This is a genomic window from Streptomyces sp. SP18BB07, from assembly GCF_036322545.1.
Taxonomy (GTDB): Bacteria; Actinomycetota; Actinomycetes; order Streptomycetales; family Streptomycetaceae; genus Streptomyces; species Streptomyces deccanensis.
This window is the reverse complement of record NZ_JAQYWT010000348.1, coordinates 26037-52192: the sequence shown is the minus strand read 5'-3', so window position 1 is coordinate 52192 and position 26156 is coordinate 26037. Positions and strand designations below refer to the sequence as shown.

The window sequence follows — 26156 nt, the reverse complement described above, 5'->3', positions numbered from 1 at the left end:
CGCCGTGGCCAAGGACTCGTATCTCGTCGGCCTCATCGGGTCCGGCATCGGGCCGTCCCTCAGTCCCGCCCTGCACGAGCGGGAGGCCGACCGGCAGGGCCTGCGCTATCTGTACCGGCTGATCGACGTCGACGACCTCGGCGTCGGGCCGGAGGCGGTGGGGGACCTGGTGCGCGCCGCCCGTGACCTGGGCTTCGACGGGCTGAACATCACCCACCCGTGCAAGCAACTGGTCATCGAGCACCTCGACGGGCTCGCCCCGCAGGCCGCCGCGCTCGGCGCGGTCAACACGGTCGTCTTCGAGGACGGCCGCGCCGTCGGGCACAACACGGACGTCACCGGCTTCGCCGCGTCCTTCGCGCGCGGGCTGCCCGACGTCCCGCTGGAGAAGGTGGTCCAGCTGGGCGCCGGTGGCGCGGGCGCGGCGGTCGCCCACGCCACGCTCACGCTCGGCGCGGAGCACGTCACCGTCGTCGACGCGATGCCCGAGCGGGCGACCGACCTCGCCACCTCCCTCAACCGCCACTTCGGCCCGGGTCGGGCCGCCGCGGCGACGCCGGACGCGCTGCCGGTGCTGCTGGGGGCGGCCGACGGGGTCGTCCACGCGACGCCGACGGGGATGGCCGCCCACCCCGGGCTGCCGTTCGCTGCGGAGCTGCTGCGTCCCGGGCTGTGGGTGGCGGAGGTGGTGTACCGGCCGTTGGAGACCGAGCTGTTGCGGGTCGCGCGGGGGCTGGGCTGCGCCACGCTGGACGGGGGTGGGATGGCGGTGTTCCAGGCGGCCGACGCGTTTCGGTTGTTCACCGGGTGCGAGCCGGACACTTCGCGGATGTTGGCGGACATCGGTGAGTTGGCCGGGGTCGCCGGAGCGCGTAACTAAGCGCCGCGACGGCCGGTCCGGTGTGTCGGCCGCGGGTCCCGTCGTGGCTGGTCGCGCAGTTCCCCGCGCCCCTTACAGGGGCGTGACCTTGTTGCAAGGAGTTGCCCATGCGTACATCCATCGCCACCGTCTCCCTCAGTGGGTCGCTCACCGAGAAGCTCGCCGCTGCCGCGCGGGCCGGGTTCGACGGGGTGGAGATCTTCGAGAACGATCTGCTGGCCAGTCCGCTCACGCCGGAGGAGGTGCGGGCCCGCTGTGCGGATCTCGGGCTGAGCATCGATCTCTACCAGCCGATGCGGGACATCGAGGCCGTGCCGCCGGAGGTGTTCGCGGGGAACCTGCGGCGGGCCCGGCACAAGTTCGAGCTGATGGGGCGGCTCGGCTGCGACACCGTCCTCGTCTGTTCCAGCGTCCATCCGCTCGCCGAGGACGACGACGCGCTCGCCGCGTACCATCTGCGCCAACTGGCGGCGCTCGCCGAGGAGTTCGGCATCCGGGTCGCCTACGAGGCGTTGGCGTGGGGCCGGCACGTGAGTACGTACGACCACGCGTGGCGCATCGTGGAGGCGGCCGACCACCCCGCGCTCGGGACCTGCCTGGACAGCTTCCACATCCTGGCCCGGGGCTCCGATCCCAAGGGCATCGAGGACATCCCGGGTGAGAAGATCTTCTTCCTCCAGCTCGCCGACGCCCCGCTGATGGCGATGGACGTACTGCAGTGGAGCCGCCACTACCGCTGTTTCCCCGGGCAGGGCGGCCTCGACGTCACCGGGCTGGTCCGACATGTGCGGGCGGCCGGATACGACGGGCCGTTGTCGCTGGAGGTCTTCAACGACGTCTTCCGGCAGGCCGAGGCGGGCCCCACCGCCGTGGACGCCCACCGTTCGCTGCTGATGCTCCAGGAGGCGGCCGGTATCGCCGCGCTGCCGGAGCGGGTGGTGCCCACCGGCGTCGCCTTCGCCGAACTGGTCACCCCCGACGCCGAACCCGTGGCCGCGCTGCTCGGCGCGCTCGGCTTCGCCCGCACGGCACGCCACCGCAGCAAGCCGGTCGACCTGTGGCAGCAGGGCGAGGCACGGGTGCTGGTCAACACCGGCCCGGCCGCCCGGCGCGACGGCACCCAACTCGCTGCCGTCGGACTCGAATCGCCTGACCCGGCCGGCGCCGCCCGCCGCGCCGAGGCCCTGCTCGCGCCGGTGCTGCCGCGCCGCCGGGCCGCCGAGGACGCGCCGCTCGACGCGGTCGCCGCGCCCGACGGCACCGAACTCTTCTTCTGTGCCACGGACCGCCCCGGACTCCCCAGCTGGACCGGGGACTTCCGTCCCGTGGCACACCCCGAGCCCGCGCGTCACGTCCGTCGCGTCGACCATCTCGCCCTCACCCAGCCCTGGCACCAGTTCGACGAGGCGGCCCTCTTCCACCGCACGGTGCTCGGCCTCCACGCCAGCGACAGCATCGACGTCGCCGACCCGTACGGCCTGTTCCGCAGCCGTCCGGTGACCAACGACGACGGCAGCGTCCGGATCGCCCTCAGCGTCGGCCCCGCCCCGACCGACGAGGCGGCCCGCGCCCAGCACATCGCCCTCACCACGGACGACGTCGTCGCCGCGGCCCGCGCCTTCCGCGCGGCCGGGGGCCGGCTGCTGGCCGTCCCCGCGAACTACCACGACGACCTGGCCGCGCGGTTCGAGTTCGCCGACGGCGAGCTGGAGACGTACCGGGAACTCGGCATCCTCTACGACCGCGACGCGGACGGAGCGTTCCGCCACTGCTACACCGAGACCGTCGGCCGCGTCTTCTTGGAACTCGTCCAGCGCGACGCCGGGTACCAGGGCTACGGCGCGCAGAACGCGCCCGTGCGCCTCGCCGCCCAGCACGTGCGACGACCGGTCGGATGAGGGGAACGGACGGGGAGCCGGAGGCTACTGGCGGCTGACCGTGCGGGTCACCCCCGTGACGACCGTCGTCGCCAGGATCCAGCCGGTGATGACGAGGACGTACGACAGCCACTGCGACCAGCCCTCGGGCGCGTAGGCCCGCTCCTGCCCGAAGTCGATGATCGGCAGGAGCAGGTCGAGGGTGTAGAAGACCGGGTTGAACTCCGGTGCCTCGTCCGCCTTGAGCGGGCTGGGCGCGCGCACCGCGTACGCCACCGAACCCACCGCCATCAGCGACAGCAGCCAGATCGCCGCGCGCAGCGGACGGAAGCCGTAGCCGACGGTGGCGTCCTGGGCGTACCCCCAGAGCTGCCCGTGCCAGCGGAGCGTGGCGCGATGCCGGCGCTGCTTGGCGAGCTGGACACGCCGGGCGGCGTCGTCGTCGCCGATCCTGCGGTACGCGGCGGTCAACTGCTCGTAGGAGTAAGGCAGATACCCCTCCCCGTCCCGCTCCAGCATCGGCAGCCGCCGCTCGGCGGGCACGTGCGGGATCAGGGAGGTGTAGGTGAGGCTGTTCAGGAGGACCTGGTCCGGCAGCTTGTCCGGCTCCACGAACAGCACCTCTATCTGGGCGCGGCGCAGATTCAGGACGCCCTCCACCGGCGGGCCCTCGCGCAGCCACAGTTCGCTGATGACACTGCTGCTCACCCGCAGCGCCGTGCCGCCGGGGTTGGACAACCGGGCGTAGGACAGCTCCAGCCAGCCGCCCACGCGTGCCCCACGCAGCTCGACCTGTCCACGCACGTCCGCGTGGCGCAGGACGACATCGGACTCGGTGGCGAGGGTCTCCGCGCCGAGGGCGGTGCCGCCGGGCCGGTGCAGCCGGGCGCGCCGCAGGTCGACCTTGCCGGCGACATGGGCGCCGCCGAGCCGGACCTCACCGTCCGCGCGCATCCCGGGAGCGCACAACTCCTCCCCGATCTCGGCCTGGTTGAGTCGCAGCGCGGGCTCCCCGTCCGAGGCGGTGAACTCGGCGCGCTCCATGAACAGGGTCCCGGAGATCTGCGCCCCGGTGAGCTTCACCGGCCCCCGGAACCGGCACCCCGTCAGCCGCAGCCCGCCGTCGACGCGCGCCCGCGCCGAACGCAGGCCCGGCAGCGTGGACTTGGACAGATTCAGATAGTTGAAGTGCGCGCCCGAGAAGTCGGGGACCTCGTCGAAGTGACAGCCGCTCAGCCGTACGACGCTCTCGACCGTCGCGTACTTCAGTTCCAGCCGGCCGGTGATCCGGGCACCCTCGATCTTGAGGGCGGCGACCTCGCCCTCCTCCTGGGGAGCGGTCAGCAGCAACGCCCGCAACACCCGTGCCCGGACGGTCCGTTCGGGACCCCAGTCGGTGCCGTCGGCGATGACCCCCTCCTCGACGGTGGTGAGGTCCCCGGCCGCGAAGTCCACCGCCGCGCCGAGCGGAAAGGCGTCCCACACCCGCCGCTCGGCCGCCGTCAGATCGTTGATCATCATCAACGGGAATCTCACCCGCGATGCTTGTACCTGTCAACCACGCCTAGTGGCCCCAGGCTCCGGCATGCGCGCGGTGCGCGTCCGTGAGGCCGTTCGTGAAGAACCGCTCGTAGTACTCGTTCTCCACGTGGTGGACCTGGAGCCACACGCCCGGGACATGGATCGCGTCCGTGTGGGCCGGGAAGCGGCCGTGCGTGCGGAGGATGTACTCGCAGATGTCCCGGGCGCACTCGACCACCCGCTCCTCGTACTCACTGGCCTCGGTGAGATAGCGCTGCCCGTAGTCCTCCCGGTAGATCCGGGCGAAGACGTCCCGGTCGGTGTAGACGCCGCCGCGGCCGAACTTCTCCCGGACGATTCCCTCCACCGCCTCCGACATGCTCCCGACAACCGGCGGGCACGCGGCGGCGATCAGCGGGGCGCCGCCGTCGGGGGAGGGGAGCCGGACCGGGTGCGAGCGGACCTTCGCGTACTTCGGCAGCGGGATGTGCCAGCGCCAGATGTCGGCCGGACGCCAGCGCGGGGTGACGAAGTCGAAACCGAGCATCCTGCCGTACGCCCGGGAGAACTTCGGGTCGCCGAGGGCGATCTGCGGATTGATGGTGGCGTGGATCCAGGCGCCCAGACCCATCGCCTCGGCCGTGAGCATCAGGTTCTGCAGCAGCAGATCCGCCTCGATCTGGGTGCGCATGGGGCCGAGGGCGCCGAGCGGCAGCTTCAGGTCCCCGTTGAGAAACCCGTTCCGCACCCACTTGCGCACCCCGGCGGCGCGGTAGAAGTTGCGGTCGTCCACGAGGGTCGGACGGGCCCCGTCCGGCTGGGTGAGCAGATACATCAGCGCGTTCACGTACTGGTGGGAGAGGTCGACCACCGGGAACAGCAGCGTCGTTCCGGGCAGGTTGGACAGGAAGCGGTTGGAGTCCAGGTACGCAGGGAAGTCCCGCTTGTCCGGTGCGACGTCGAGGCGGTGGTCCAGGACCTTCACCTTCGCCTCGCGTGCCCGCGCCATCAGCGTCTCGGCGTCGAACGGCTCGTCCGGTGCCGGTGCGAGCCTGCGCAGGAAGTAGGTACCCGAGTCGTTGACGAGGAAGAAGTGGGTGCCCTGCGCGTTGTCCGGGCTGCCCGCCGTACGGCCCGCCATCGTCAGATTCGGCTTGGACATGATGGGGGTGCCGTCGTTCGGGTCCTCGAAGGGCCGGTCGGGCATGGTGAGGCCGGTGGTGCCGGTGATCGCGATCAGCACCGCCTCCTCCAGCTCGGTCAGGGGCTGCGCCGCGTTGCGGGAGGTGTAGGTCATGGTCCCGGCGGACACCCTGGCCCCCCGGCTCACGCGGTGGGTGCGGCGGCGCCACACGGTCCGCAGCAGCGGACGGTCGAAGAGGTCGGCGAGCCCCGGGTGGGTGGCGCCCGTGGTCGTGCCGGGCTCTTCCCGGAGCGCGAGCTGTTCGCCCGCCCCGGGTATCGCGGAGAGCTCCGGGTTTCCGGGCAGCTCGGAGTGGTTGTCGGTGAACGTCATGCGTGTTTCCCCCGTTGTGGATCGGACCCGGGGCGTCACGCCACCCCGGGCCGTCGTGTCACGGCGTCATGCTGAACCGCCGTCGCTCGTACCGCTGTTGCTCGTACCGCCGTCGCTCGTACCGCCGTCGCCCGTGCCGGTGTCGCTCGTACCGGTGTTGCCCGTCGTGGGCACCGTCCGCCACGGCGCGAAGGCGCTCGCGTCGCGGGGCAGGAGCGGTGCCAGCTCCGGGCAGTGGCGCTGGAGCACCGTGTTCATGCCGCCCTGCTCGACCCAGTCGATGCCGAGCGGTGTGTAGACCTCCGGCCGGTAGTCGACCGTCAGGAACCGGTCGCTCTGCAGCCGCCGGCTGGCCATCAGGACGAAGATCCGGAAGGCGGTGTCGCTGAAGCCGAAGCCCTCCGGCGGGTTCTCCGCGAACAGCCCGACCACGGTGTCGATCTCGTCGACGTCCCGGTAGACGTCCTTGAGCCGGGCCAGCGTCTCGGGGTTCCCGGTCAGCTCCTCGAAGGAACGGATCCGCCCCCGGTGCAGCCCGGCCCGGAAGTCGTTGTAGCGCGGCACCCCCCGCCGGCGTGTCCGGACCAGGTCGACGACCGACAGATCGATGATCTCCCCGTCCCGCTCGAAACGCTGGAGCGAGCGCGGGAAGTTGTGCAGGGTGATCGCGCCGGGGTGGGCGATGCCGAACGAATACAGCGCGTTCGCGAGGCCCGTCTTGCGGATCTGCGCCTCGGCCGCCCCGCCCTGGATGTCGAGGAAGCCCACCGTCTCCAGCCGCCGCCCGAACTGGTGCTCCCGCAGCTCGAATTCGTCCGGGATCAGCGGATGCATGCGGTAGACGGTGGTGAAGTCCTCCGTCAGCGAGTACGGCGCCGTGTGGTGGTCCGGCAGCGTCTTCGGGATGCCGGTCAGCGAGTGCGCCTCGAACAGCCACAGCCCCAGCTGGTTGAGCCAGTTCCTCGGCGGGCCCGACCAGTTGGTGCGCAGCGCCAGGTCGATCGCCTCGGTGTTCAGGATCGCCGGCGTCCATTCCACGGTGTGGATCTTCGCGATCAGCGCGGACACCACGAGCCGAGCCGTCTGGTAGACCTTCTCCTCGCTCATCGACGGGTACTCCGCGCGCAGCGCGTCGCAGACCGCGTTGTGCTCCCGCGCGAAGAGGGTGTGCATCGCGCTGAGCCCCATCCACCAGCTCTCGTTGAAGCCGGTGAGTGGGACGCCGTTCGTCCCGCCCGGCAGATGGCCGTCCTCCAGGCGGAGTTTCGCGCCCCCGTCCGGCTCGCGCAGGAACCGCGCGGTGCGCTCGTTCTCGCCGTACACCTCGGAGCCGTCCCACCAGTGCGAGGCGGAGTTGGCGAACAGGATCGGCGGGCGGCCGGGCACCTCCAGGCCCTCGTTCTCGGCGAACCGCATCACCCGCTCGGTCGGCCCGCCCGGCACGTTCTGCCAGTGCCCGTCGAAGCCGGGCGGCAGTGGCACCTCGACACTGCGGTCGCCGGTCCTGTACCGCCGGTGGTTCACCCAGTCGTGCACCTGGAACTGGATCCACGCCGCCGCCAGCACATTGAGCGAGGTCGCCGGCACAAAGCTCTCCCGGTACAGCAGTTGCCTGCTGACCGTCACCGGATTCGGTGTGTCGAAGGTGTCCGGCCGGTAGTCAGGCTTCAGATTCCGCCCGAAGGCGGCCCCCACCGCGCCCATCGCCGGCTCCGACAGATCGTTGTACGTCCCGTCGTACGACCGCTCCGTGCGCAGCCTCTCCGGGACCGGCTCCGGCACGGGCTGGGCCTTCGGCGGGGCCTCGCGGACCTCGGTGTCGATCAGGTTCAGCCGGCGCAGCGCCCTCCTCAGGAACACCAGGTTCAGCAGGCTCAGGGACAACGGCAGCCGGTGCCACGGCACGGCACGGTTCAGCAGCCCGAGGGCGGGGCCCACGAGACGGCCGAGCAGCTTGTTGCGCAAGGGTTCCGCGGTGACGAAGCGCTCCCCGAGACGGTGTGCACCACTCGCCCGGTACGCGGCCTTGCGCGCGCGGTTGATATTGCCCAATGGCCGGAAATCATCGGTCGTGTACCAGGGGTTGAAGGTCAGGTCCTCGATCCGTCGCGCCGCCGCCCGCGCCTCGGCCCCGTCCAACTCCTGTGCGGGGATCGTGAGCCGGGCGATCGGCACCGCCGGCGCCACCGCGTCCTTCCACTCCACCGCCGCGTCCTCGACCGGTGTGCGCCGCTCGTCGACGTACCGCTGCACACACAGGTCGAACGCCACGTCCGCCTGCCCGAGCCGGCGTGTCAGCTCCCGGTGCAAAAAGTCCGGGTCCCGGCGATCGGGCGCGGCCGCCGCCGGTGTACCGGGCGCGGGCCGCAACAGGTACCGCACCGGCCCGGCCTCGCCCCACAGAATCGCGCCCCGGCTCCAATAGGTCTCGGTGGCAAGTGAGTTGACGGGCCGTCGGGTCGCAGCCGTCACATTGCGCCGCATCCGTGCCGCCGCCTTGAGCCCCACCGCCAACGGCAGCTTCAGGAACAGCCCGAACGCCTTCCGCAACGGAGTGCGTGCCCCCGCCATCGCCTTGGCGAACGCCACGAACTCCCGGGCGTCGCGCGCGTGCGACACCGGGAAACTGGTCGCCAGCAGGTCGTGGCTCACCCCCTCCGACACCCGCACCCGCACCGCCGCGCCCCGCAGATCCGGCGAACCGTCCCCCTGCCGGATCCCGCTCGCGTTGGACAGCCGGACGGTCGCCGGATAGTCGGCGCCCGGCTGCGCGAAACCGATCCGCAACGCCACCGGCAGATCGTCGTGGAACCGCAGCCGGGCGTTCTCCACCCCCAGCGGAGCCTTCGCGTGGAACGCCCGTGCGATCCCTCCGCCCCCGGCCCGCCGGTTCCTGACCTGGACCTCCATCAGCTCCCGGGCCAACCGCTCGAACACGAGCCGCTCGGCCTCGGGGCTGCCCCCGTCGTAGCGCTCGTACCGCTGATCGCGCCGCCCTGTCTCTGCCATCGCCGTTTCCCCCTACGGACGCGCCGCGTACGCACGCGCGCTCATGCGCACGCCGTGCATACGGGACAGGGGCCGCACGCTACCGGTGGAGGCGTTCCGGTCACAGCGACAGTTCACGCCATGTACACATCTGTCGACAATGCTCGAAAACGTCCGGTTCCCCCGCACCCGAGGGGCGCGGGGGAACCGTCCGACCGGAGCTGCCGCTACTTCTCCGTCGCCTCGACCGCGTGGCCGCCGAACTGGTTCCGCAGTGCGGCGATCATCTTCATCTGGGGGGAGTCGTCCTGGCGCGAGGCGAACCGGGTGAACAGCGACGCGGTGATCGCCGGCAGCGGCACCGCGTGGTCGATGGCGGCCTCGACGGTCCACCGGCCCTCACCGGAATCCTCGGCGTAGCCGCGCAGCTTCTGCAGGTGCTCGTCCTCGTCGAGGGCGTTGACGGCGAGGTCCAGCAGCCACGAGCGGACCACGGTCCCCTCCTGCCAGGAGCGGAAGACCTCGCGGACGCTGTCGACCGACTCGACCTTCTCCAGCAGCTCCCAGCCCTCGGCGTACGCCTGCATCATGGCGTACTCGATGCCGTTGTGGACCATCTTGGAGAAGTGGCCGGCACCGACCTTGCCGGCGTGGACATAGCCGTAGGGCCCCTCCGGCTTGAGCGCCTCGAAGATCGGCTGGAGCCGCTCGACATGCTCCTCGTCGCCGCCGACCATCAGGGCGTAGCCGTTCTGCAGACCCCACACACCCCCGGAGACACCCGCGTCGACGAAGCCGATGCCCTTGGCGCCCAGCTCGGCGGCGTGCTTCTCGTCGTCCGTCCAGCGGGAGTTGCCGCCGTCGACGACCGTGTCGCCCGGCGACAGCAGCTCCGCCAGCTCGTCGATGACGGACTGGGTGGCACCGCCCGCCGGGACCATCGTCCACACGACACGCGGCCCGTCGAGGCGCTCGACCAGTTCGGCGAGGCTGCCCACGTCGGACACCTCGGGGTTGCGGTCGTAGCCGACGACGGTGTGGCCGGCGCGGCGGATCCGCTCGCGCATGTTGCCGCCCATCTTGCCGAGACCGATGAGACCCAGCTGCATCGTTGCCATGTCAGTTCACCTGTTCCATACGAGAGTCGAGCAGAGGCGTGTCAGTCATCGGCGGCGGTCTGCCCGTCGCCCCCGCCGCCGCGCAGGGCGACGGCGTACATCTCGTCGGCGTCGAGGCGGCGCAGCTCCTCGGCGATCAACTCGGAGGTGGCGCGCACCTTCAGGGCGAGGGTGCGGGACGGCTGGCCGGGCAGCGTGAGCGTGGCGAGCGGGCCCTCGGGGCGGTCGATGACGACCTCGCCCTTCGCGGTGCCGAGCCGCACACCCGTGACGACCGGTCCGGCAGTCAGGACGCGCTCGACGGACACGCCCAGGCGGGCCTCCAGCCAGCGGGCCAGCAGCTCGGCGCTGGGGTTGTCCGCCTCGCTCTCCACGGCGGCCGATGTGATGGTCTCCTTGGCCTGGTCGAGGGCGGCCGCGAGCATGGAGCGCCACGGCGTGAGCCGCGTCCAGGCGAGGTCGGTGTCGCCGGGGGTGTACGACGTGACCCGCTGTTCGAGCGCGGCGAGCGGGGTCTCCACGGCGTACATGTCGGTGATCCGGCGCTGGGCGAGCGCGCCCAGCGGGTCCTTCGCCGGGTTCCGCGGCGCGTCCACCGGCCACCACACCACCACCGGCGCGTCCGGCAGCAGCAGCGGCAGGACCACGGAGTCGGCGTGGTCGGACACCTCGCCGTAGGTCCGCAGCACGACCGTCTCGCCGGTGCCCGCGTCGGCGCCGACCCGCACCTCGGCGTCCAGGTGCGACTTGGTGCGGTCCTTCGGGGTGCGGGCGTGCCGCTTGATGACGACCAGGGTGCGCGAGGGGTGCTCGTGCGAGGCCTCCTCGGCGGCCTTGATCGAGTCGTACGCGTTCTCCTCGTCCGTCACGATGACCATCGTGAGGACCATGCCCACGGCGGGCGTGCCGATGGCCCGGCGGCCCTGCACCAGGGCCTTGTTGATCTTGCTTGCCGTGGTGTCAGTCAGGTCGATCTTCATGGCCTGCGCCAGCTCCGTCCGTCTTGTGCGAGCATCTCGTCCGCTTCCGCGGGCCCCCAACCGCCCGAGGCGTACTGCGCGGGCCTGCCGTGCTTGGCCCAGTACTCCTCGATCGGGTCGAGGATCTTCCAGGACTCCTCCACCTCCTGGTGGCGGGGGAAGAGGTTGGCGTCGCCGAGCAGCACATCAAGGATCAGCCGTTCGTACGCCTCCGGGCTGGACTCCGTGAACGACTCGCCGTACGCGAAGTCCATCGTGACGTCCCGGATCTCCATCGAGGTACCCGGCACCTTCGAACCGAAGCGCACGGTCATCCCCTCGTCCGGTTGCACCCGGATGACGATCGCGTTCTGCCCCAGCTCCTCGGTGGCCGTGGAGTCGAAGGGCGAGTGCGGGGCGCGCTGGAAGACGACCGCGATCTCGGTGACCCGGCGGCCGAGCCGCTTGCCGGTGCGCAGGTAGAAGGGGACGCCCGCCCAACGGCGGTTGTCGATGCCCAGCTTGACCGCCGCGTAGGTGTCGGTGGTGGAGGACGGGTCGATGCCCTCCTCCTCCAGATAGCCGAGCACCTGCTCGCCGCCCTGCCAGCCGCCCGCGTACTGGCCGCGCACGGTGTGCCGGCCCAGGTCCTCCGGCAGCCGCACGGCCTTGAGCGCCTTCAGCTTCTCGGTCAGCAGCGACTCGGCGTCGAAGGCCGCCGGTTCCTCCATGGCGGTCAGGGCCAGCAGCTGGAGCAGGTGGTTCTGGATGACGTCGCGGGCCGAGCCGATGCCGTCGTAGTACCCGGCGCGACCGCCGATGCCGATGTCCTCGGCCATGGTGATCTGTACGTGGTCGACGTAACTCCGGTTCCAGATGGGCTCGTACATCTGGTTGGCGAAGCGGAGCGCCAGGATGTTCTGGACGGTCTCCTTGCCGAGGTAGTGGTCGATGCGGAAGACCTGCTCGGGGTCGAACACCTCGTGCAGGACCGCGTTCAGCTCGCGGGCGCTGGCCAGGTCGTGACCGAACGGCTTCTCGATGACCGCGCGCCGCCAGGACCCCTCGGGCGGACTGGCCAGACCGTGCTTCTTGAGCTGCTTGACGACCTTCGGGAACATGCTCGGCGGCACGGAGAGGTAGAAGGCGAAGTTGCCGCCGGTGCCCCGCGAGCCGTCCAGCTCCTCGACGGCCTCGCGGAGCCGCTTGAACGCGTCGTCGTCACCGAAGTCGCCCGGGATGAAGCGCATCCCCTCGGCGAGCTGCTGCCAGACCTCCTCGCGGAACTCGGTGCGGGCGTGCTCGCGGACCGCGTCGTGCACGATCTGCGCGAAGTCCTCGTCCTCCCAGTCCCGGCGGGCGAACCCCACCAGCGAGAAACCCGGCGGCAGCAGACCCCGGTTGGCCAGGTCGTACACGGCCGGCATCAGCTTCTTGCGGGACAGGTCGCCGGTCACCCCGAAGATGACGAGCCCGGACGGGCCCGCGATCTTCGGGAGCCGGCGATCGCCCGCGTCCCGGAGCGGGTTGAGCCACTCGGCGGTCATTCCCCATCAACTCCCTTGCTGTTCGAGGACTTGCTCACCGCGAGGTCCGGGCGGTCGGAGCCCCGGCCGTCGGCGGCCGCCACGGTCGCTTCGGTGGTCACAGTGATCATCTTCCTTCAGGTGCGTTTCTCAGCCGTGGACGGCGTCGGGCCGCGTCGTGCGGGCGAGCACGGCCTTCGCCACGGCGACGACGTTCTCGGCGGTGAAGCCGTACTCGGCGAACAGGGTCTTCGCGTCGGCGGAGGCGCCGAAGTGTTCGAGGGAGACGATGCGGCCGTGGTCACCGACGTAGCGGTACCAGGTCAGACCGATCCCCGCCTCGACCGCCACGCGGGCCTTCACGGACGGCGGCAGCACGCTCTCGCGGTAGGCGCGCGGCTGTTCCTCGAACCACTCCACCGACGGCATCGATACCACCCGGGTGCCGACCCCCTCGGCCTCCAGCCGCTCCCGCGCGGCCACGGCCAGCTGCACCTCGGAGCCGGTGGCGATCAGGATCAGCTCCGGGGTCGCGGTCGAGGACTCCTCCCGTACGTAACCACCCTTCGCCGCACGGGAGTCGGGTGCGTACGTGGGCACGCCCTGGCGGGTGAGTGCCAGCCCGTGCGGGGCCGGGTTCGTGGTGTGCCGCTTCAGGATCTCGGCCCAGGCGATCGCCGTCTCGTTGGCGTCGGCCGGGCGGACGAGGTTCAGTCCGGGGATGGCCCGCAGGGAGGCCAGGTGCTCGACCGGCTGATGGGTGGGACCGTCCTCGCCGAGACCGATGGAGTCGTGCGTCCACACGTACGTCACCGGCAGCTGCATCAGCGCCGACAGGCGCACGGCGTTGCGCATGTAGTCGGAGAACACCAGGAACGTGCCGCCGTAGACACGGGTGTTGCCGTGCAGCGCGATGCCGTTCATCTCCGCGGCCATGGAGTGCTCACGGATGCCGAAGTGGATCGTGCGGCCGTACGGGTCGGCCTCGGGGAGCGGGTTGCCCGCCGGCAGGAACGACGACGTCTTGTCGATGGTGGTGTTGTTCGACCCGGCGAGGTCGGCGGAGCCGCCCCACAGCTCGGGGATCACCGCGCCCAGCGCCTGGAGGACCTTGCCGGACGCGGCCCGGGTCGCCACGGACGAGCCCTCCTCGAAGTCGGGCAGCGCCCGCTCCCAGTCCTCGGGCAGGCGGCCCGCGACCACCCGGTCGAAGAGCCGGGCCCGTTCGGGGGAGGTGGCGCGCCACTCGGCGATCCGCTTGTCCCAGGCGGCGTGCGCCTCGGCGCCCCGGTCGAGGGCGCGGCGGGTGTGGGCGAGCACGTCGTCGGCGACGTCGAAGGTCTTGTCCGCGTCGAAGCCGAGGACCCGCTTGGTGGCCGCGACCTCGTCCTCGCCGAGCGCGGAGCCGTGCGCGGCCTCGGTGTTCTGGGCGCCCGGGGCCGGCCAGGCGATGATCGTGCGCATCGCGATGATCGAGGGACGCGAGGTCTCCTCCCGCGCTGCCAGCAGCGCGTCGTACAGGGCGTGCACGTCGACGTTGCCGTTGAACGCCGGCTCGATCCGCTGGACGTGCCAGCCGTACGCCTCGTACCGCTTCAGCACGTCCTCGGAGAACGCGGTGGCCGTGTCGCCCTCGATGGAGATGTGGTTGTCGTCGTACAGGAAGACCAGATTGCCCAGCTTCTGATGGCCCGCCAGCGACGAGGCCTCGGCGGAGATGCCCTCCTCCAGGTCGCCGTCGGAGACGATCGTCCAGACGGTGTGGTCGAACGGCGAGGTCCCCTCGGGGGCGTCCGGGTCGAACAGACCGCGCTCGTAGCGGGCGGCCATCGCCATGCCGACGGCGTTGGCGACCCCCTGGCCCAGCGGACCCGTCGTGGTCTCGACCCCGGCGGTGTGCCCGTACTCCGGATGACCCGGCGTCTTCGAACCGTGCGTCCGGAACGCCTTGAGATCGTCCAGCTCCAGCTCGTACCCGGCCAGGTACAGCTGGGTGTAGAGGGTCAGCGAGGTGTGGCCGGGGGAGAGGACGAAGCGGTCGCGGCCGGTCCACTCCGGGTCGGCGGGATCGTGACGCATCACCTTCTGAAAGAGCGTGTACGCGGCGGGCGCCAGGCTCATCGCCGTGCCCGGGTGCCCGTTGCCGACCTTCTGCACGGCGTCGGCGGCCAGCAGGCGGGCGGTGTCGACGGCGCGTCGGTCGAGTTCTGTCCAGTTCATCTTCAAGAAGTCCTCGATGAGACGGCGGAAAATCTCTGGCGTCTTCAAAAGTAAAAGTCTGACTTTTATGGGGCGAGGTGGTGGTGTGCCAGCCTTCGGTGAAACTGGGACACCGACGACGCGACGGCGAGGACATGACGGACAGAGACTTCCCCGACGGTGACCGGATCAAGACCTTCCCGTTCCCCGTCGACCGCGGCCTCTCCGGCGTCGGTATGCGGATCGGCCCGATGGACGGCCGAGGCCCCTGGCACGCGGACATACCCCTGGAAGGGGTCCACCGCATCGACTTCCACGTGGTGATGCTGTTCGACGGCGGCCCGGTGCACCACATGATCGACTTCACCGAACACGAGGCGGGGGCGGGCGAGCTGCTGTGGATCCGGCCGGGGCAGGTGCATCGCTTCTCACGTGCCACCGAGTACCGCGGGACCGTGCTCACCATGCAACCGGGCTTCCTGCCCCGCGCCACCGTCGAGACGACCGGCCTCTACCGCTACGACCTGCCGCCGCTGCTCCGCCCCGACGAGGCCCAACTCGCGGGCCTGCGCGCCTCGTTGACCCAGCTGGAACGCGAGTACGTCGACACCGTCACCCTGCCGCCCGCCCTGCACACCGCCGTCCTGCGGCACTCCCTGACGGCCTTCCTGCTGCGCCTCGCCCATCTCGCCGCCGGCGCCACGGAGGAGGCGCACCGGCTCGACGACTCCACCTTCACCCGCTTCCGGGACGCCGTCGAGCGGGACTTCGCCGTCAACCACAGCGTCAGCGCCTACGCCGACGCCCTCGGCTACTCCCGCCGCACCCTCGTCCGCGCGGTCCGCGCGGCGACCGGCGAGACCCCGAAGGGCTTCATCGACAAGCGGGTCGTCTTGGAGGCGAAGCGGCTGCTGGCCCACACGGACCTGCCGATCGGCCGCGTGGGCGCCGCCGTCGGCTTCCCCGACGCGGCGAACTTCTCCAAGTTCTTCCACCTGCACGCCGGGACCGCACCGGTGGCGTTCCGGGCGGAGATGCGATGACAGGCGGCGAGGGGCGGACTCCACCGCCGTGGAGTCCGCCCCTCGCACAACCCGCCTGTCAGCGGCCGAAGTTGAACCAGTTCACGTTCACGAAGTCCTGCGCCTGACCGCTGGTGAAGGTCAGATAGACGTCATGGGTGCCGGTCACCCGGCTGATGTTCGCGGGCACCGTCCGCCAGGACTGCCAGCCGCCGGTGTTGGCGATCGAGAAACTGCCGACCGGCGCGTTCGACCGGCTGTCGAGCCTGACCTCGACCAGGCCGCTCACCCCCGAGCTGGCGCCGGAGGCCACCCGGGCGACGAACTGCGTCGCGGCCGTGGAGCCGAAGTTCACGTTCTGGAAGAGCGCCCAGTCGCCGTTGGCCAGGGCGCCGATGTTCTGGCCGCCCCCGCTGTCGGTCGTGGTCTCGGTGAGGGTGCCGCTCTGACCGTTGTACGACTCGGCCTGGATGGCGCTGTACGCGTCCCGGGACCCCGTCGGCGGCGGAGTGGTGGTGCCCCCGCCGGCCGACAGCACCTGCACGTAGTCGACGACCATCGGGACACCGGAGCGGGTGTCGCCGTCGAGGCCGCCGCCGAACGCGTCGGGGAAGGCGCCGCCCATGGCCACGTTCAGGATGATGAAGAACCCGTGGTTGGTGGCGTTGGTCCAGGTGGTCGCGTCGACCTGGTTCGCGTTGACCGAGTGGAACTGGGTGCCGTCGACGGAGAACCGGATCGTCTCCGGGGCCACCGAGCGGTCCCACTCCATGGTGTACGTGTGGAACCCGGACTGGCAGGTCGTGTTGGGGCACGCGGTGGAGTTGCCGATGCCGGTCGTCTCGTTGCACGGGCCGCCGGGGTTGGTGCCGCAGTGCATGGTGGCCCAGACCTGGTTGCGGCCGTGCACGTTCTCCATGATGTCCAGCTCGCCGACGCTCGGCCAGTTCTGGTAGTTGCCCCGGTAGGGCGCGCCCAGCATCCAGAACGCCGGCCAGTAGCCCTCGGCGGCCGTCCCGGTGACGTTCGGCATCTGGAGCCGGGACTCGACCCGCAGCTTGCCGCCCGCCGGGGGCTGGAAGTCGGTGCGGTTGGTCTCGATCCGGCCCGAGGTCCAGCGGCCGGCCGCGTCCCGGATCGGGGTGATGCGGAGATTGCCGTTGCCGTCGAGGGAGACGTTGGCGGTGCTGTTCGTCATCGTCTCGACCTCGCCGGTGCCCCAGTTGGCGGGGCCGCCCGGGTACGAAGTCCCGGTTGCGTACTGCCAGTTGGCGGTGTTGACGCCGGTGCCCGCGGTGCCGTTGAAGTCGTCGACGAAGACCTGCGTCCAGCCGGCGGGCGGGGTGGGGGCGGCGCCCTGCGCGGTCGTCGCCCACGCCGTGGCCAGCGCCAGCGCCGCGGCCACGGCGAGGAACGCGCGCCGGAGCGGGCGGCGACGTCCTACGGGTGTTCCGGTGTCGGGTGTGCCGGGTGTTTCACTCATGGCGGCCTCTTCGGTGTACGGAGTGAAAAGCGCGGGTGGGGGAGCGCTCCGTGGAGTCCCGTCCTGAGAGCGCTCTCAGAGAAGAGCGTGCGGTCAATGTGCGCTCCGGCGCTGCGGGCGTCAAGAGTTAAAGCGGAGAAAGTCCTTGCGGAAGCGACGAGTTCACGATGTGAAGACCGGCCGCGCCGGGCGATGGCCTCCGTCGGCCCGACGCGGTGTGCCTCGTCGGTCCGGCGCCATGACGGCCCGTCAGTCGCCGAAGGTCGACACGGTCGACCCGGTCGTCATCGGCTCGTCCGGGTTCACCGAGAACGCCATGTTCCCGGCCGTGGCCACGATCGCGTCGTCCACGAGCAGCACCCGGGGCGGGGTCTCGGTCGCGATGTCCCCCGGGTCGTCGAGCGCGTCCGTGCGCCACACCTCGGCGCCCGTTCTGCTGTCCAGGGCCAGCAGCCGGCCGAAGCGGTTGGCGAAGTAGATCTCGTCACGGGCCGCCGACACCACCGGAGCGGACAGGTTCTCCATGTCGGTGGTCCGCTCCCACAGCACCTTGCCGCTCGTCGCCGACACGGCGGTGACCGAGCCGCTGGTCCGCACGAAGTACACGACCCCGTCCACGAGCGTCGCCGCGCCGCGCAGCGCGCGCTTCAGCGGGATCCGGGTGACCTTCCCGGTGTCCGGGTCCACCCGCAGAAACGCGTCGTACGGCCGTTCGTACCCCGCCTGGTAGACCTCCTCGGTGGTCTCCGCCTTCAGGAACAGCGGCCGTCCGTCGACGGCGCCCAGGGCGAGCGACTTCTTGGGCAGCGGGGTGCGTGCCCGCGGGGTGCCGTCGTCCGGATCGAGGCGTACCAGCGTGAACGGTTGGGTGTCGAGGAAGTCGTCGCCCTCCCAGCACAGTTCGTAGGGGGCGTCGCCGAGCACCGAGGGGACGCAGTTGATCCCGGCGGGTTCGGACGTCCGCCACAGCTCCTTGCCCGCCGTGTCGTAGGCGATGACGTCGTAGTGGTCGGGTGCGAGGGTGAGCACGCCGCCGTCGTAGAGGGGCGCCACCTCGCTCGCGCTGATGGGCCGGGACCACCGCTCCTTCCCGGTGCGGGTGTCCAGGGCCACGAGGCGCCGCTGCGTGCTGTCGGGTTCCGTGTAGACGAAGACCAGGCCGTCCCGTACGCCGATGGGCCGGGCGGTCTGCGGAAGTTGGCCGTACCGCCATCCCGTCTCGCCGGTGGCGGCGTCCACCTTCGCGACGAGGAAGCCCGTACCGCCGCAGTACAGGTCCGTGCCGTCCGTCCGGCAGCCCGTATCGTCGTAGTTGACCGGGATGTAGTCGGCGGGAAGGCCGCTGTCGGCCCGCAGCCGGGTCTGCCACGGCCGCCAGCCCTCGGGGAGCGACGCGGAACGGTAGTCGACGGCGCCGCCGTCGCCGGACGCCGTCGAGGTGTCCTCGGCCCCCGGGTAGAGGAGCAGCGCGGCGCTCAGCGCGGAGACGGTCAGGGCGGCGCCGAGCCCGACGAGCAGCAACCGCCGTCCGCGGCGCGGGCGGGGGCCGCGTCCGCCGGCCGGGCGACGGTCCGGTGAACCGCCGTCCGTGGGTCGACGCTCCGGCTGCCGGTCGCTCGCGGTCGCGTCGTCGGCCCGAGCGGCGTCCCGTGGGCCGGTGCCCGCCTGGCCGGCGTTGTCCGGGTAGGTCTCCAGATCCGCTTCTTCGCCCGTGCCCGTGCCCGTGCCCGTGCCCGTCTCCGGTACCGGCGTCGGCGCGGCGCCCGGCGTGCCGGTGGCCGTGGCGCCGGTCGTGGCGGGGGAGGTCACGAACTCCAGGAACAGGCCGTGCAGTTCGGTGAGGTCCGGGCGGGCCGTCGGGTTCTTGTCCAGGCAGCGTTCGGCGACGGTGCGCAGCGGTTCGGGCACCGTGTCCAGCTTCGGGGCCTCGAACATGACCTGGTAGCCCGCCAGATAGGGGCTCTCCGCCTTGAACGGGCTGTGCCCGCTGGCCGCGTACACCAGCAGCGACCCCAGCGAGAACACGTCCGACGCCTCGGTCACGTCCCTCGGCGAGCGCAGCTGCTCCGGTGACATGAACGGCGGCGTGCCGATCACCCGTCCGGTCACGGTGAGCGGCAGGTTGTCGCCGGCACGCGAGATGCCGAAGTCGATGACGCGCGGGCCGTCCTCGGCCATCAGGACGTTCGCCGGTTTCAGGTCCCGGTGCACGACCCCCGCCCGGTGGATGTCGCGCAGCGCCTCGACGAGCCCCAGCGCGAGGCCCCGGATCCGGGCGCCGCGCAGCGGCCCCTCCTCGCGCACCAGATCGGAGAGGGTCGGACCCGGGACGTACTGCGTCGCCATCCAGGGCCTGGCCGCCTCGGGATCGGCGTCCACCACGGCGGCCGTGAACGCCCCGCTCACCCGCCGTGCCGCCGCGACCTCCTGACGGAACCGGGAGCGGAACTCCTCGTCGTCGCGGTACTGCGCGTGCACCAGCTTGATCGCGACCAGTCGCCCCGACGCGGACCGGGCGCGATAGACGACCCCCATGCCGCCCGAGCCGAGCCGGTCCTCCAGGACGTATCCGCCTATGACGGTGGGATCGTCGTCCCTCAGCGGCATTTCCCCTCGCGCTCTTGTCCGTACGACAGCCCCGTACGGATCAGCCTAGGCGATCGGCGCGGGGCCGCCCGACCTGGGGCGCCGGAGAGCCGGAGCGGACGGGTGAGCGTTCCGCGTCGGATCCCCCGTTGATCCGGTCACATTCGATGGCTCCGCCCGATGCGGCCCGCTACGGGCATTCATTCGCAGTGCCCCGGCGTTCACGCCGGGGGTGATGCGAATCTGGTGACGGTGACGCGGAGCGTCGCGGCGTTGTTCCGGCGGAGCCGGATGCTGCGCTGGCGGCGGGGGCGGGAAAGTCAGGGTGATGATTCGTTCGCACGTTCTCTCTGGTGACGCGTGTGCGACCTCCCTAATGTGATCGTCATGCAGCTCCGGTACAGCTTCCGTCTGTACCCGGACCCCGGCCAGCAGAGGGCGTTGGCGAAGGCGTTCGGGTGCGCCCGTGTCGTGTTCAACGACGCGGTCCGCGCCCGCGAGGACGCCCGCTGGGCCGGGCAGCCGTTCCCCACGGCCGGAGAGCTGTCGAGGAGGCTGGTTACCGAGGCGAAACGCACAGCGGAACGGTCCTGGCTGGGCGAGGTCTCCGCCGTCGTCCTGCAGCAGTCCCTGCGGGACGCCGAGACCGCCTACCGCAACTTCTCCGCCTCCCTCAAGGGCACCCGCAAGGGCCCGAAACTGGGTGCACCCCGCCTCAAGTCCCGCAAGGACGCCCGGCAGTCGGTCCGGTTCACCGCCAACGCCCGCTGGAGCATCACCGACAGCGGCCGGCTGAACCTGCCGAAGATCGGTCCGGTGAAGGTGAAGTGGTCCCGCGCGCTGCCCGCCACCCCCTCCTCGGTCACCGTCGTGATGGACGCGGCCGGCCGGTATTTCGCGTCCTTCGTCATCGACACCGACCCCGCCGCCGACGCCGCCCGGATGCCCGAGTCCGACCAGACCATCGGCATCGACCTGGGGCTCACGCATTTCGCCGTCCTGTCCGACGGCACGAAGATCGACTCCCCGCGCTTCCTGCGCCGGGCGGAGAAGAAGCTGAAGAAGACTCAGCGCGAGCTGTCCCGCAAACAGAAGGGATCCAGGAACCGGGTCAAGGCCCGCCTGAAGGTCGCCCGCGCTCATGCCAAGGTCGCCGACGCACGCCGTGAGTTCCACCACCAGCTCTCCACGAAGCTGATCTCCGAGAACCAAGGGATCGCCGTGGAGGACCTGTCGGTGGCGGGACTGGCGCGCACCAGGCTGGCCAAGTCCGTGCACGATGCCGGATGGTCCTCGTTCATCGGCATGCTGAAGTACAAGGCGCAGCGGTACGGCCGCACTCTGGTCACGATCGGCCGGTTCGAGCCGACCTCGCAGACCTGCTCGACCTGCGGCGCGGTGGACGGGCCCAAGCCCTTGAACGTGCGGGAGTGGACGTGTGGCGCCTGCGGCGCGGTCCACGACCGGGACGTCAATGCCGCGATCAACGTGAAGACGGCCGCCGGACTGGCGGTATCGGCCTGCGGAGCGCCGGTAAGACCGGGAGCGATCCCGGCACAGCGCGAAGAAACAGGAAGCCACGGATTCCCGACCGGAAACCGTGCCGCGTAGCGGCACGGCAACCAGTCGAGAAGGCCAGAATCCCTGCCCTTCAGGGCGAGGAGCATGTCAAGGCATGGGTTACGGCCTGAACGGCGGGCAACTGCCCAACCCCCGTACCTGCTTCTGGGGCGGTTGGGGCGGCTCGCTCGTCGTGGTCGACCTGGACGCCCGGATGACCGTGGCGTACATGATGAACCAGATGATCGACGGGGGTCTCGGCGACGAGCGGGGCTTCATGATCCTCGCGGCCGCCTACGAGGGCCTGTCGGCCTGAACGCCCCACGGCACAACCGAATCGGCGGCATCACCTGTCACCGGCCCCGGGACTTCTCCGGGGGCGGTAACAGCATGTCACGGGCATCTGGCAAGATCACCCGCGGACCATGGAACCAGAGCCCCGCATTCCCCCCTCTCCAGGGGCGGGGGCGCGCAGTCGGTCGTCGCGACTTCCGCCGACCTGCCGCAACAAGCTGTTCATGCCCTGTGCATGGTTCTGCTCCGGGTGCCCGTCCACCATCGGACCACGACCACCCGCCGATCATCACCCAGGAGTTCGCATGCCCAGCCGCCGCCGTTTTCTCGCCGGGACCGCCGCTGTCGGCGCGACCGGGGCGGCGGCCGGCTGTGTCGGGCACGAGGGACGCAAGGCCGGCGCCCACGAAGACGCCGACCCCGAGGACAGCCGGCCGTCCGCGCCGGTCGTGCCCGCGGCCCGCACCCCCTCGCAGCGCCCCAACTTCGTGGTCGTCCTCGCTGACGACCTCGGCTACGGCGAACTCGGCTCCTACGGCCAGAAACTGATCGACACCCCGCGCCTGGACGCCCTGGCCGCCGAGGGTCTGCGCTTCACCGACGCCTATGCCGCCGCCCCGGTCTGCGCCCCCTCCCGCTGCTCCCTCCTCACCGGGCTGCACAGCGGCCACGCCACCGTCCGCGAGAACCCCTGGGGCCCGGGGGGCCAGGGCGCGCTGACCGAGCGGGACTTCACCTTCGCCGAGGCGCTGCGGGCCCTCGGCTACCGCACCGCGCTCATCGGCAAGTGGGGCTTCGGCCCGGAGCGCCCGAACCAGCCGAGCCACCCCAACTCCCGTGGTTTCGAGCAGTTCTACGGCTATCTCACGCACAGGCACGCGCACGAGTACTACCCGACGTACCTCTGGGACAACGGCGAGAAGCAGGAGATCCCCGAGAACCGGGACGGCGCCCGCGAGGTCTACGCCCCCGACCTCATCGAGGAGCGGGCCCTCGGCTTCGTCGACGCCCACAAGGACCAGCCGTTCCTGCTGTTCCTCGCCCCGACCGTGCCGCACGCCCCGAGCCTCGCCCCGGACCTCGGCGCGTACGCCGACGAGCCCTGGACCCGCCCGAACAAGGCCCACGCGGCGCAGGTCACCGGTCTGGACACCCTGGTCGGCGCCCTCGTCGACCGGCTCAGGGAGCACGGCATCGACCGGCGCACCGTCGTCCTCGTCACCAGCGACAACGGCCCGCACGAGGAGGGCGGCACCGACCCGGACCTCTTCGACGGCAACGGCCCGCTGCGCGGCTACAAGCGCAACCTGTACGAGGGCGGCATCCGCGTCCCCCTCATCGCCTGGTCCCCGCAGCGCGTCCCCGCCGGTACCACCGACCGTCCGACCCCGCTGATCGATCTGCTGCCGACCCTCGCCGAACTCGCGGGCGCGCCCGCCCCCTCGGACATCGACGGGCTCTCCGCGGCTTCCCTGCTGCGGGCCGACGGCGCCGAGGCCGCCCGCCACGGCCACCTGTACTTCTACCGCAACCACAGCGGCGTCACCCCGCGCGCCGACCGGGTCGACGGCGGCCGGACGCGACGGCTGGCCGAGGCGGTGCGGCGCGGTGACCTCAAGGCGGTGCGGTTCGCCCCCGGCCAGGACCGGACGGCGCCGGACGACCGATGGCAGGTCGAGCTGTACGACCTGGCCCGCGACCCCGGTGAGCGGAACGACCTGGCGTCGGCCCGGCCCGCCCGGGCCGACGCGCTGGTCCGGCTGATGCGGTCCTCCTGGGTGGACGACTACCGGCGCAAGCCCTACGGCGTCACCCTCCAAGTCACCCGGCGGGGCGGCAAGTTCCTCGTCACCACGACCTTCGCCAACGGCTCCGCCCGCCCCTGGACCGCCGCCCGCCTCGCCCTCGCCGCGCCCAACGGCTGGCAGGTGCGCGCACGCGGCACGGTCACCGCCGACCGCATCCGCCCCGGCGGACGGTTCGTCACCCGCTGGGAGGTCACGCCCGCCGCCGACGCCGGCCAGGGGTGGCTCACCGCCCGGGGCACCGCCACCCACGCGGGGGCCGCGGTGACGTACGTGGCGCAGGCGTCGGTCGGGAAGTAGACGGCCGGGAGGCGGACGGTCAGGACGGCGCACGCCGGCCCCTCGGGAGCCGGAAGCGGCGCGGCGAGATGCCCGCCGAGCGGCCGGCCTTCTCGTCAGGAGGCGGTCGTCCCCCGGCCCGGGATCAGCGACCCCCGACGGGGCGCGTCCGGCTGCCAGCCCAGGGCCCGCGAGATCCCGCGTGCCGCCACCCGTACCGCCGGCGTCAACACCGGTACCTGGGCGCCCGCCTGCGGCACCACGACCGACACGGCGGCCACCACGGCCCCGCCCGGCCCGCGCACCGGCGCGGCCACCGACAGGGCGTCCTCGGTGACCTGACGGCTGCTCACCGCCACGCCCGTGCGCCGTACTTCGGCGAGCACGCGGCGCAAGCGGGGCCCGTCCGTGATGGTGTACGGGGTGAAGGAGGCCAACGGTCCCTGGCAGTAGGCCTCCTGGGAGGCCGTGTCACCGTGGGCGAGGAGCGCGAGACCCACGCCCGTGGCGTGCAGGGGCCAGCGTGCGCCGACCCGGATGTGGACGCCGACGGCGGAGCGTCCGGAGAGCCACTCGATGTAGACGACCTCGTCCCCGTCGCGGACCGCGAGCTGCACGTTCTCGTGCGTCGCCTCGTACAGGTCCTCCAGGTACGGCAGCGCGATCTGGCGCAGGGCGAGCCCGCGCGGGGCGAGCGCCGCGAGCTCCCACAGCCGTAGCCCCACGTGGTAGATCCCGCCCGCGTCGCGCTCCAGCGCGCCCCACTCGGTGAGCGCGCCGACCAGCCGGTGGGCCGTGGTGAGGGTCAGCCCGGCCCGGCGGCTGATGTCGGTCAGCGAGAGCGCCGGGTGGTCGTGGTCGAAGGCGGCCAGCACGGCGAGCAGCCGGTCGGGGGCGGAGCGGGCGGCTCCCGCGAGCGCGTCGGTGGTCATCGGCATCGTGGCGTCACCCCAGTCCGGCCTCGGCGATCTTCTGCAGCAGCGCGTGGAGCGTCTCGCGCTCGGCGGCGTCGAGGGGCTCCACCAGTTCGTCGGAGACCCGCTGTCCGGCCTCGTCGGTGTCCCGGAGGAAGGACCGGCCGTCCTCGGTGAGCACGACGATACGGCTGCGGCGGTCGTCGGGTGAGGGGCGCCGCTCGGCGAATCCCAGCTTCTCCAGGTCGTCCACCAGCCCGACGATCGCGCTCGGGTCGTAGCCGAGCGTCGCACTCAGCTCGCGCTGGAGCGCGCCCGGGGAGGTGGCGAGGAAGCGCAGCAGCGCGTAGTGCCGCAGCCTCAGCCCCGACTCCTGGAGGGACGAGTTGAACAGCTGCCCGGAACGCAGCCCCAGGCGGTACAGCAGATAGCCCGTGTCCGCGTGCAGCCCGCGCATCCACGGCTCGTGCGCGTCGATCGAGGCGGCGTCCTGCGTCTGCTGGCGGGCGATGGCGGGCTCCCTGGTCGAGGCCCCGAGCAGGGGCGGCGCGTACGTACCGCCCCAGCATGACGCACCGCCCGGGGAACAACAACTATTGACGTCAACAACTATTGCTCTTAACTTCGATTTCGAAGCCGCACCGCGACACCGAGGTGCCGCACTCCGACCTCGAAGCGCTCCGCCACTCGAAGGGACCCACTCGTGTCCAGCATCGATCTCACCGGCAAGGTCGCCGTCGTCACGGGCAGTGGCCGTGGCCTGGGCCTCGCCTACGCACAGGCCCTCGCCGCCGCCGGCGCCTCCGTCGTCGTCAACGACATCGACGAGGCCGTGGCCGAGGCGGCCGTGAAGTCCATCACCGAGGCGGGCGGCAAGGCCGTGGCCGAGGTGGTCCCGGTCGGCACGACCGAGGCCGCCGACCGTCTGGTGGGCCGCGCGGTGGAGGAGTTCGGGCGGCTGGACATCCTGGTCACCAACGCGGGCATCCTCCGCGACAAGGTGCTGTGGAAGATGTCCGACGACGACTTCGACGCGGTGATCACCACCCACCTCAAGGGCACCTTCACCTGCGCCCGCGCCGCCGCGATCCGCATGCGCGAACAGGGCGAGGGCGGCTCCCTGATCCTCGTCGGCTCCCCGGCGGGCCAGCGCGGAAACTTCGGCCAGACGAACTACGCCGCCGCCAAGGCCGGCATCGCCGCCTTCGCCCGCACCTGGGCGATGGAGCTCGGCCGCGCGAACATCACCGTCAACGCGATCATCCCGGTCGCCGCCACCGCCATGACCGAGACCATCCCGGTCTTCGCCCCGTACGTGGAGGCCCTGCGCGAGGGCAAGCCGTTCCCGGACTTCCTGCGCAAGGGCGAGGGCTTCGGCACCCCCGAGGACTGCGCGGCCCTGATCCCGTTCCTCGCCTCCGAGGCGGCGCGCGGAGTCACCGGCCAGGCCATCGGCATCGGCGGCGACAAGGTGGCACTCTGGTCGCATCCGCAGGAGATCAAGACGGCGTACGCGAACGGCGGCTGGACCCCCGAGGCCCTCGCCGATGTCTGGCCGACCTCGCTGGGCGCCGAGCCGCAGACCGTGGGCATCCCCGCCCCGAAGATCCCGGAGGCGTGATGAGCGAG

Annotated in this window: 18 protein-coding genes; 7 read left to right on the top strand and 11 right to left on the bottom strand. The window is 71.5% G+C overall.

The features are described from left to right. Positions 1 to 4 precede the first annotated feature (4 nt). Positions 5 to 880 carry a shikimate dehydrogenase gene (locus PUR53_RS33845; protein ID WP_329910782.1) on the top strand — a complete coding sequence of 292 codons (876 nt, stop codon included), beginning with the start codon at positions 5 to 7 and terminating at the stop codon, positions 878 to 880. Positions 881 to 987: 107 nt separating this feature from the next. After that, positions 988 to 2778 (top strand): sugar phosphate isomerase/epimerase and 4-hydroxyphenylpyruvate domain-containing protein, encoded by a 1791-nt coding sequence (locus PUR53_RS33840; protein ID WP_329910781.1) that lies wholly within the window; start codon positions 988 to 990, stop codon positions 2776 to 2778. Positions 2779 to 2802: 24 nt separating this feature from the next. Here the strand turns inward: PUR53_RS33840 and PUR53_RS33835 are convergent, their stop codons facing one another. The 7 genes from PUR53_RS33835 to tkt all read right to left on the bottom strand — a co-directional run bounded on the left by PUR53_RS33835 (position 2803) and on the right by tkt (position 14605). Next, complete coding sequence (locus tag PUR53_RS33835; protein WP_329910780.1) at positions 2803 to 4278, bottom strand: pentapeptide repeat-containing protein; 1476 nt, start codon at positions 4276 to 4278, stop codon at positions 2803 to 2805. Between the two features lie 43 nt (positions 4279 to 4321). Then, a complete protein-coding gene (locus PUR53_RS33830; protein ID WP_329910779.1) occupies positions 4322 to 5794 on the bottom strand; it encodes a hypothetical protein in 1473 nt (490 codons plus the stop codon). 66 nt (positions 5795 to 5860) lie between these two features. Next, positions 5861 to 8803: a peroxidase family protein gene (locus PUR53_RS33825; RefSeq protein ID WP_329910778.1), complete on the bottom strand. Its 2943-nt coding sequence runs from the start codon at positions 8801 to 8803 to the stop codon at positions 5861 to 5863. 206 nt (positions 8804 to 9009) lie between these two features. Continuing rightward, entirely contained in the window at positions 9010 to 9891 is an 882-nt protein-coding gene (gene gnd, locus PUR53_RS33820; protein WP_329896989.1) for a phosphogluconate dehydrogenase (NAD(+)-dependent, decarboxylating), read from the bottom strand. Between the two features lie 50 nt (positions 9892 to 9941). Continuing rightward, the gene (gene opcA, locus PUR53_RS33815; protein ID WP_329896893.1) at positions 9942 to 10880 is read right to left on the bottom strand and encodes a glucose-6-phosphate dehydrogenase assembly protein OpcA; all 939 of its coding nucleotides are present in this window, start codon (positions 10878 to 10880) and stop codon (positions 9942 to 9944) included. Further along, positions 10877 to 12406, bottom strand: coding sequence for a glucose-6-phosphate dehydrogenase (gene zwf, locus PUR53_RS33810; protein ID WP_329896892.1), 1530 nt, complete (start codon positions 12404 to 12406; stop codon positions 10877 to 10879). Before zwf ends, opcA begins: the two co-directional genes overlap by 4 nt. Before the next feature lie 129 nt (positions 12407 to 12535). Beyond that, positions 12536 to 14605 carry a transketolase gene (tkt, locus tag PUR53_RS33805; RefSeq protein WP_329896891.1) on the bottom strand — a complete coding sequence of 690 codons (2070 nt, stop codon included), beginning with the start codon at positions 14603 to 14605 and terminating at the stop codon, positions 12536 to 12538. A gap of 134 nt (positions 14606 to 14739) precedes the next feature. Here tkt and PUR53_RS33800 point away from each other — a divergent pair, with 134 nt between their 5' ends. Continuing rightward, positions 14740 to 15627, top strand: coding sequence for a helix-turn-helix domain-containing protein (locus tag PUR53_RS33800; protein ID WP_329910777.1), 888 nt, complete (start codon positions 14740 to 14742; stop codon positions 15625 to 15627). A gap of 58 nt (positions 15628 to 15685) precedes the next feature. Here PUR53_RS33800 and PUR53_RS33795 read toward each other — a convergent pair whose 3' ends face one another. Continuing rightward, complete coding sequence (locus PUR53_RS33795; RefSeq protein WP_329896889.1) at positions 15686 to 17089, bottom strand: glycoside hydrolase family 16 protein; 1404 nt, start codon at positions 17087 to 17089, stop codon at positions 15686 to 15688. A 249-nt stretch (positions 17090 to 17338) separates the two neighbouring features. Continuing rightward, positions 17339 to 19696 (bottom strand): protein kinase domain-containing protein, encoded by a 2358-nt coding sequence (locus PUR53_RS33790; RefSeq protein ID WP_329910776.1) that lies wholly within the window; start codon positions 19694 to 19696, stop codon positions 17339 to 17341. A 366-nt stretch (positions 19697 to 20062) separates the two neighbouring features. On the opposite strand from PUR53_RS33790, the gene PUR53_RS33785 reads away from it, so the two are divergent. The 3 genes from PUR53_RS33785 to PUR53_RS33775 all read left to right on the top strand — a co-directional run bounded on the left by PUR53_RS33785 (position 20063) and on the right by PUR53_RS33775 (position 23634). Further along, positions 20063 to 21286, top strand: coding sequence for an RNA-guided endonuclease InsQ/TnpB family protein (locus PUR53_RS33785; RefSeq protein WP_329910775.1), 1224 nt, complete (start codon positions 20063 to 20065; stop codon positions 21284 to 21286). Positions 21287 to 21350: 64 nt separating this feature from the next. Then, complete coding sequence (locus PUR53_RS33780; RefSeq protein WP_329896886.1) at positions 21351 to 21551, top strand: hypothetical protein; 201 nt, start codon at positions 21351 to 21353, stop codon at positions 21549 to 21551. A 283-nt stretch (positions 21552 to 21834) separates the two neighbouring features. Continuing rightward, positions 21835 to 23634 carry a sulfatase-like hydrolase/transferase gene (locus tag PUR53_RS33775; RefSeq protein ID WP_329910774.1) on the top strand — a complete coding sequence of 600 codons (1800 nt, stop codon included), beginning with the start codon at positions 21835 to 21837 and terminating at the stop codon, positions 23632 to 23634. A gap of 95 nt (positions 23635 to 23729) precedes the next feature. Here PUR53_RS33775 and PUR53_RS33770 read toward each other — a convergent pair whose 3' ends face one another. After that, positions 23730 to 24551: an IclR family transcriptional regulator gene (locus tag PUR53_RS33770; RefSeq protein WP_329896884.1), complete on the bottom strand. Its 822-nt coding sequence runs from the start codon at positions 24549 to 24551 to the stop codon at positions 23730 to 23732. 7 nt (positions 24552 to 24558) lie between these two features. After that, positions 24559 to 24984 (bottom strand): MarR family winged helix-turn-helix transcriptional regulator, encoded by a 426-nt coding sequence (locus PUR53_RS33765; protein ID WP_329896883.1) that lies wholly within the window; start codon positions 24982 to 24984, stop codon positions 24559 to 24561. Positions 24985 to 25230: 246 nt separating this feature from the next. Here PUR53_RS33765 and PUR53_RS33760 point away from each other — a divergent pair, with 246 nt between their 5' ends. After that, a complete protein-coding gene (locus PUR53_RS33760; protein ID WP_275593202.1) occupies positions 25231 to 26148 on the top strand; it encodes an SDR family NAD(P)-dependent oxidoreductase in 918 nt (305 codons plus the stop codon). Positions 26149 to 26156: the final 8 nt, after the last annotated feature.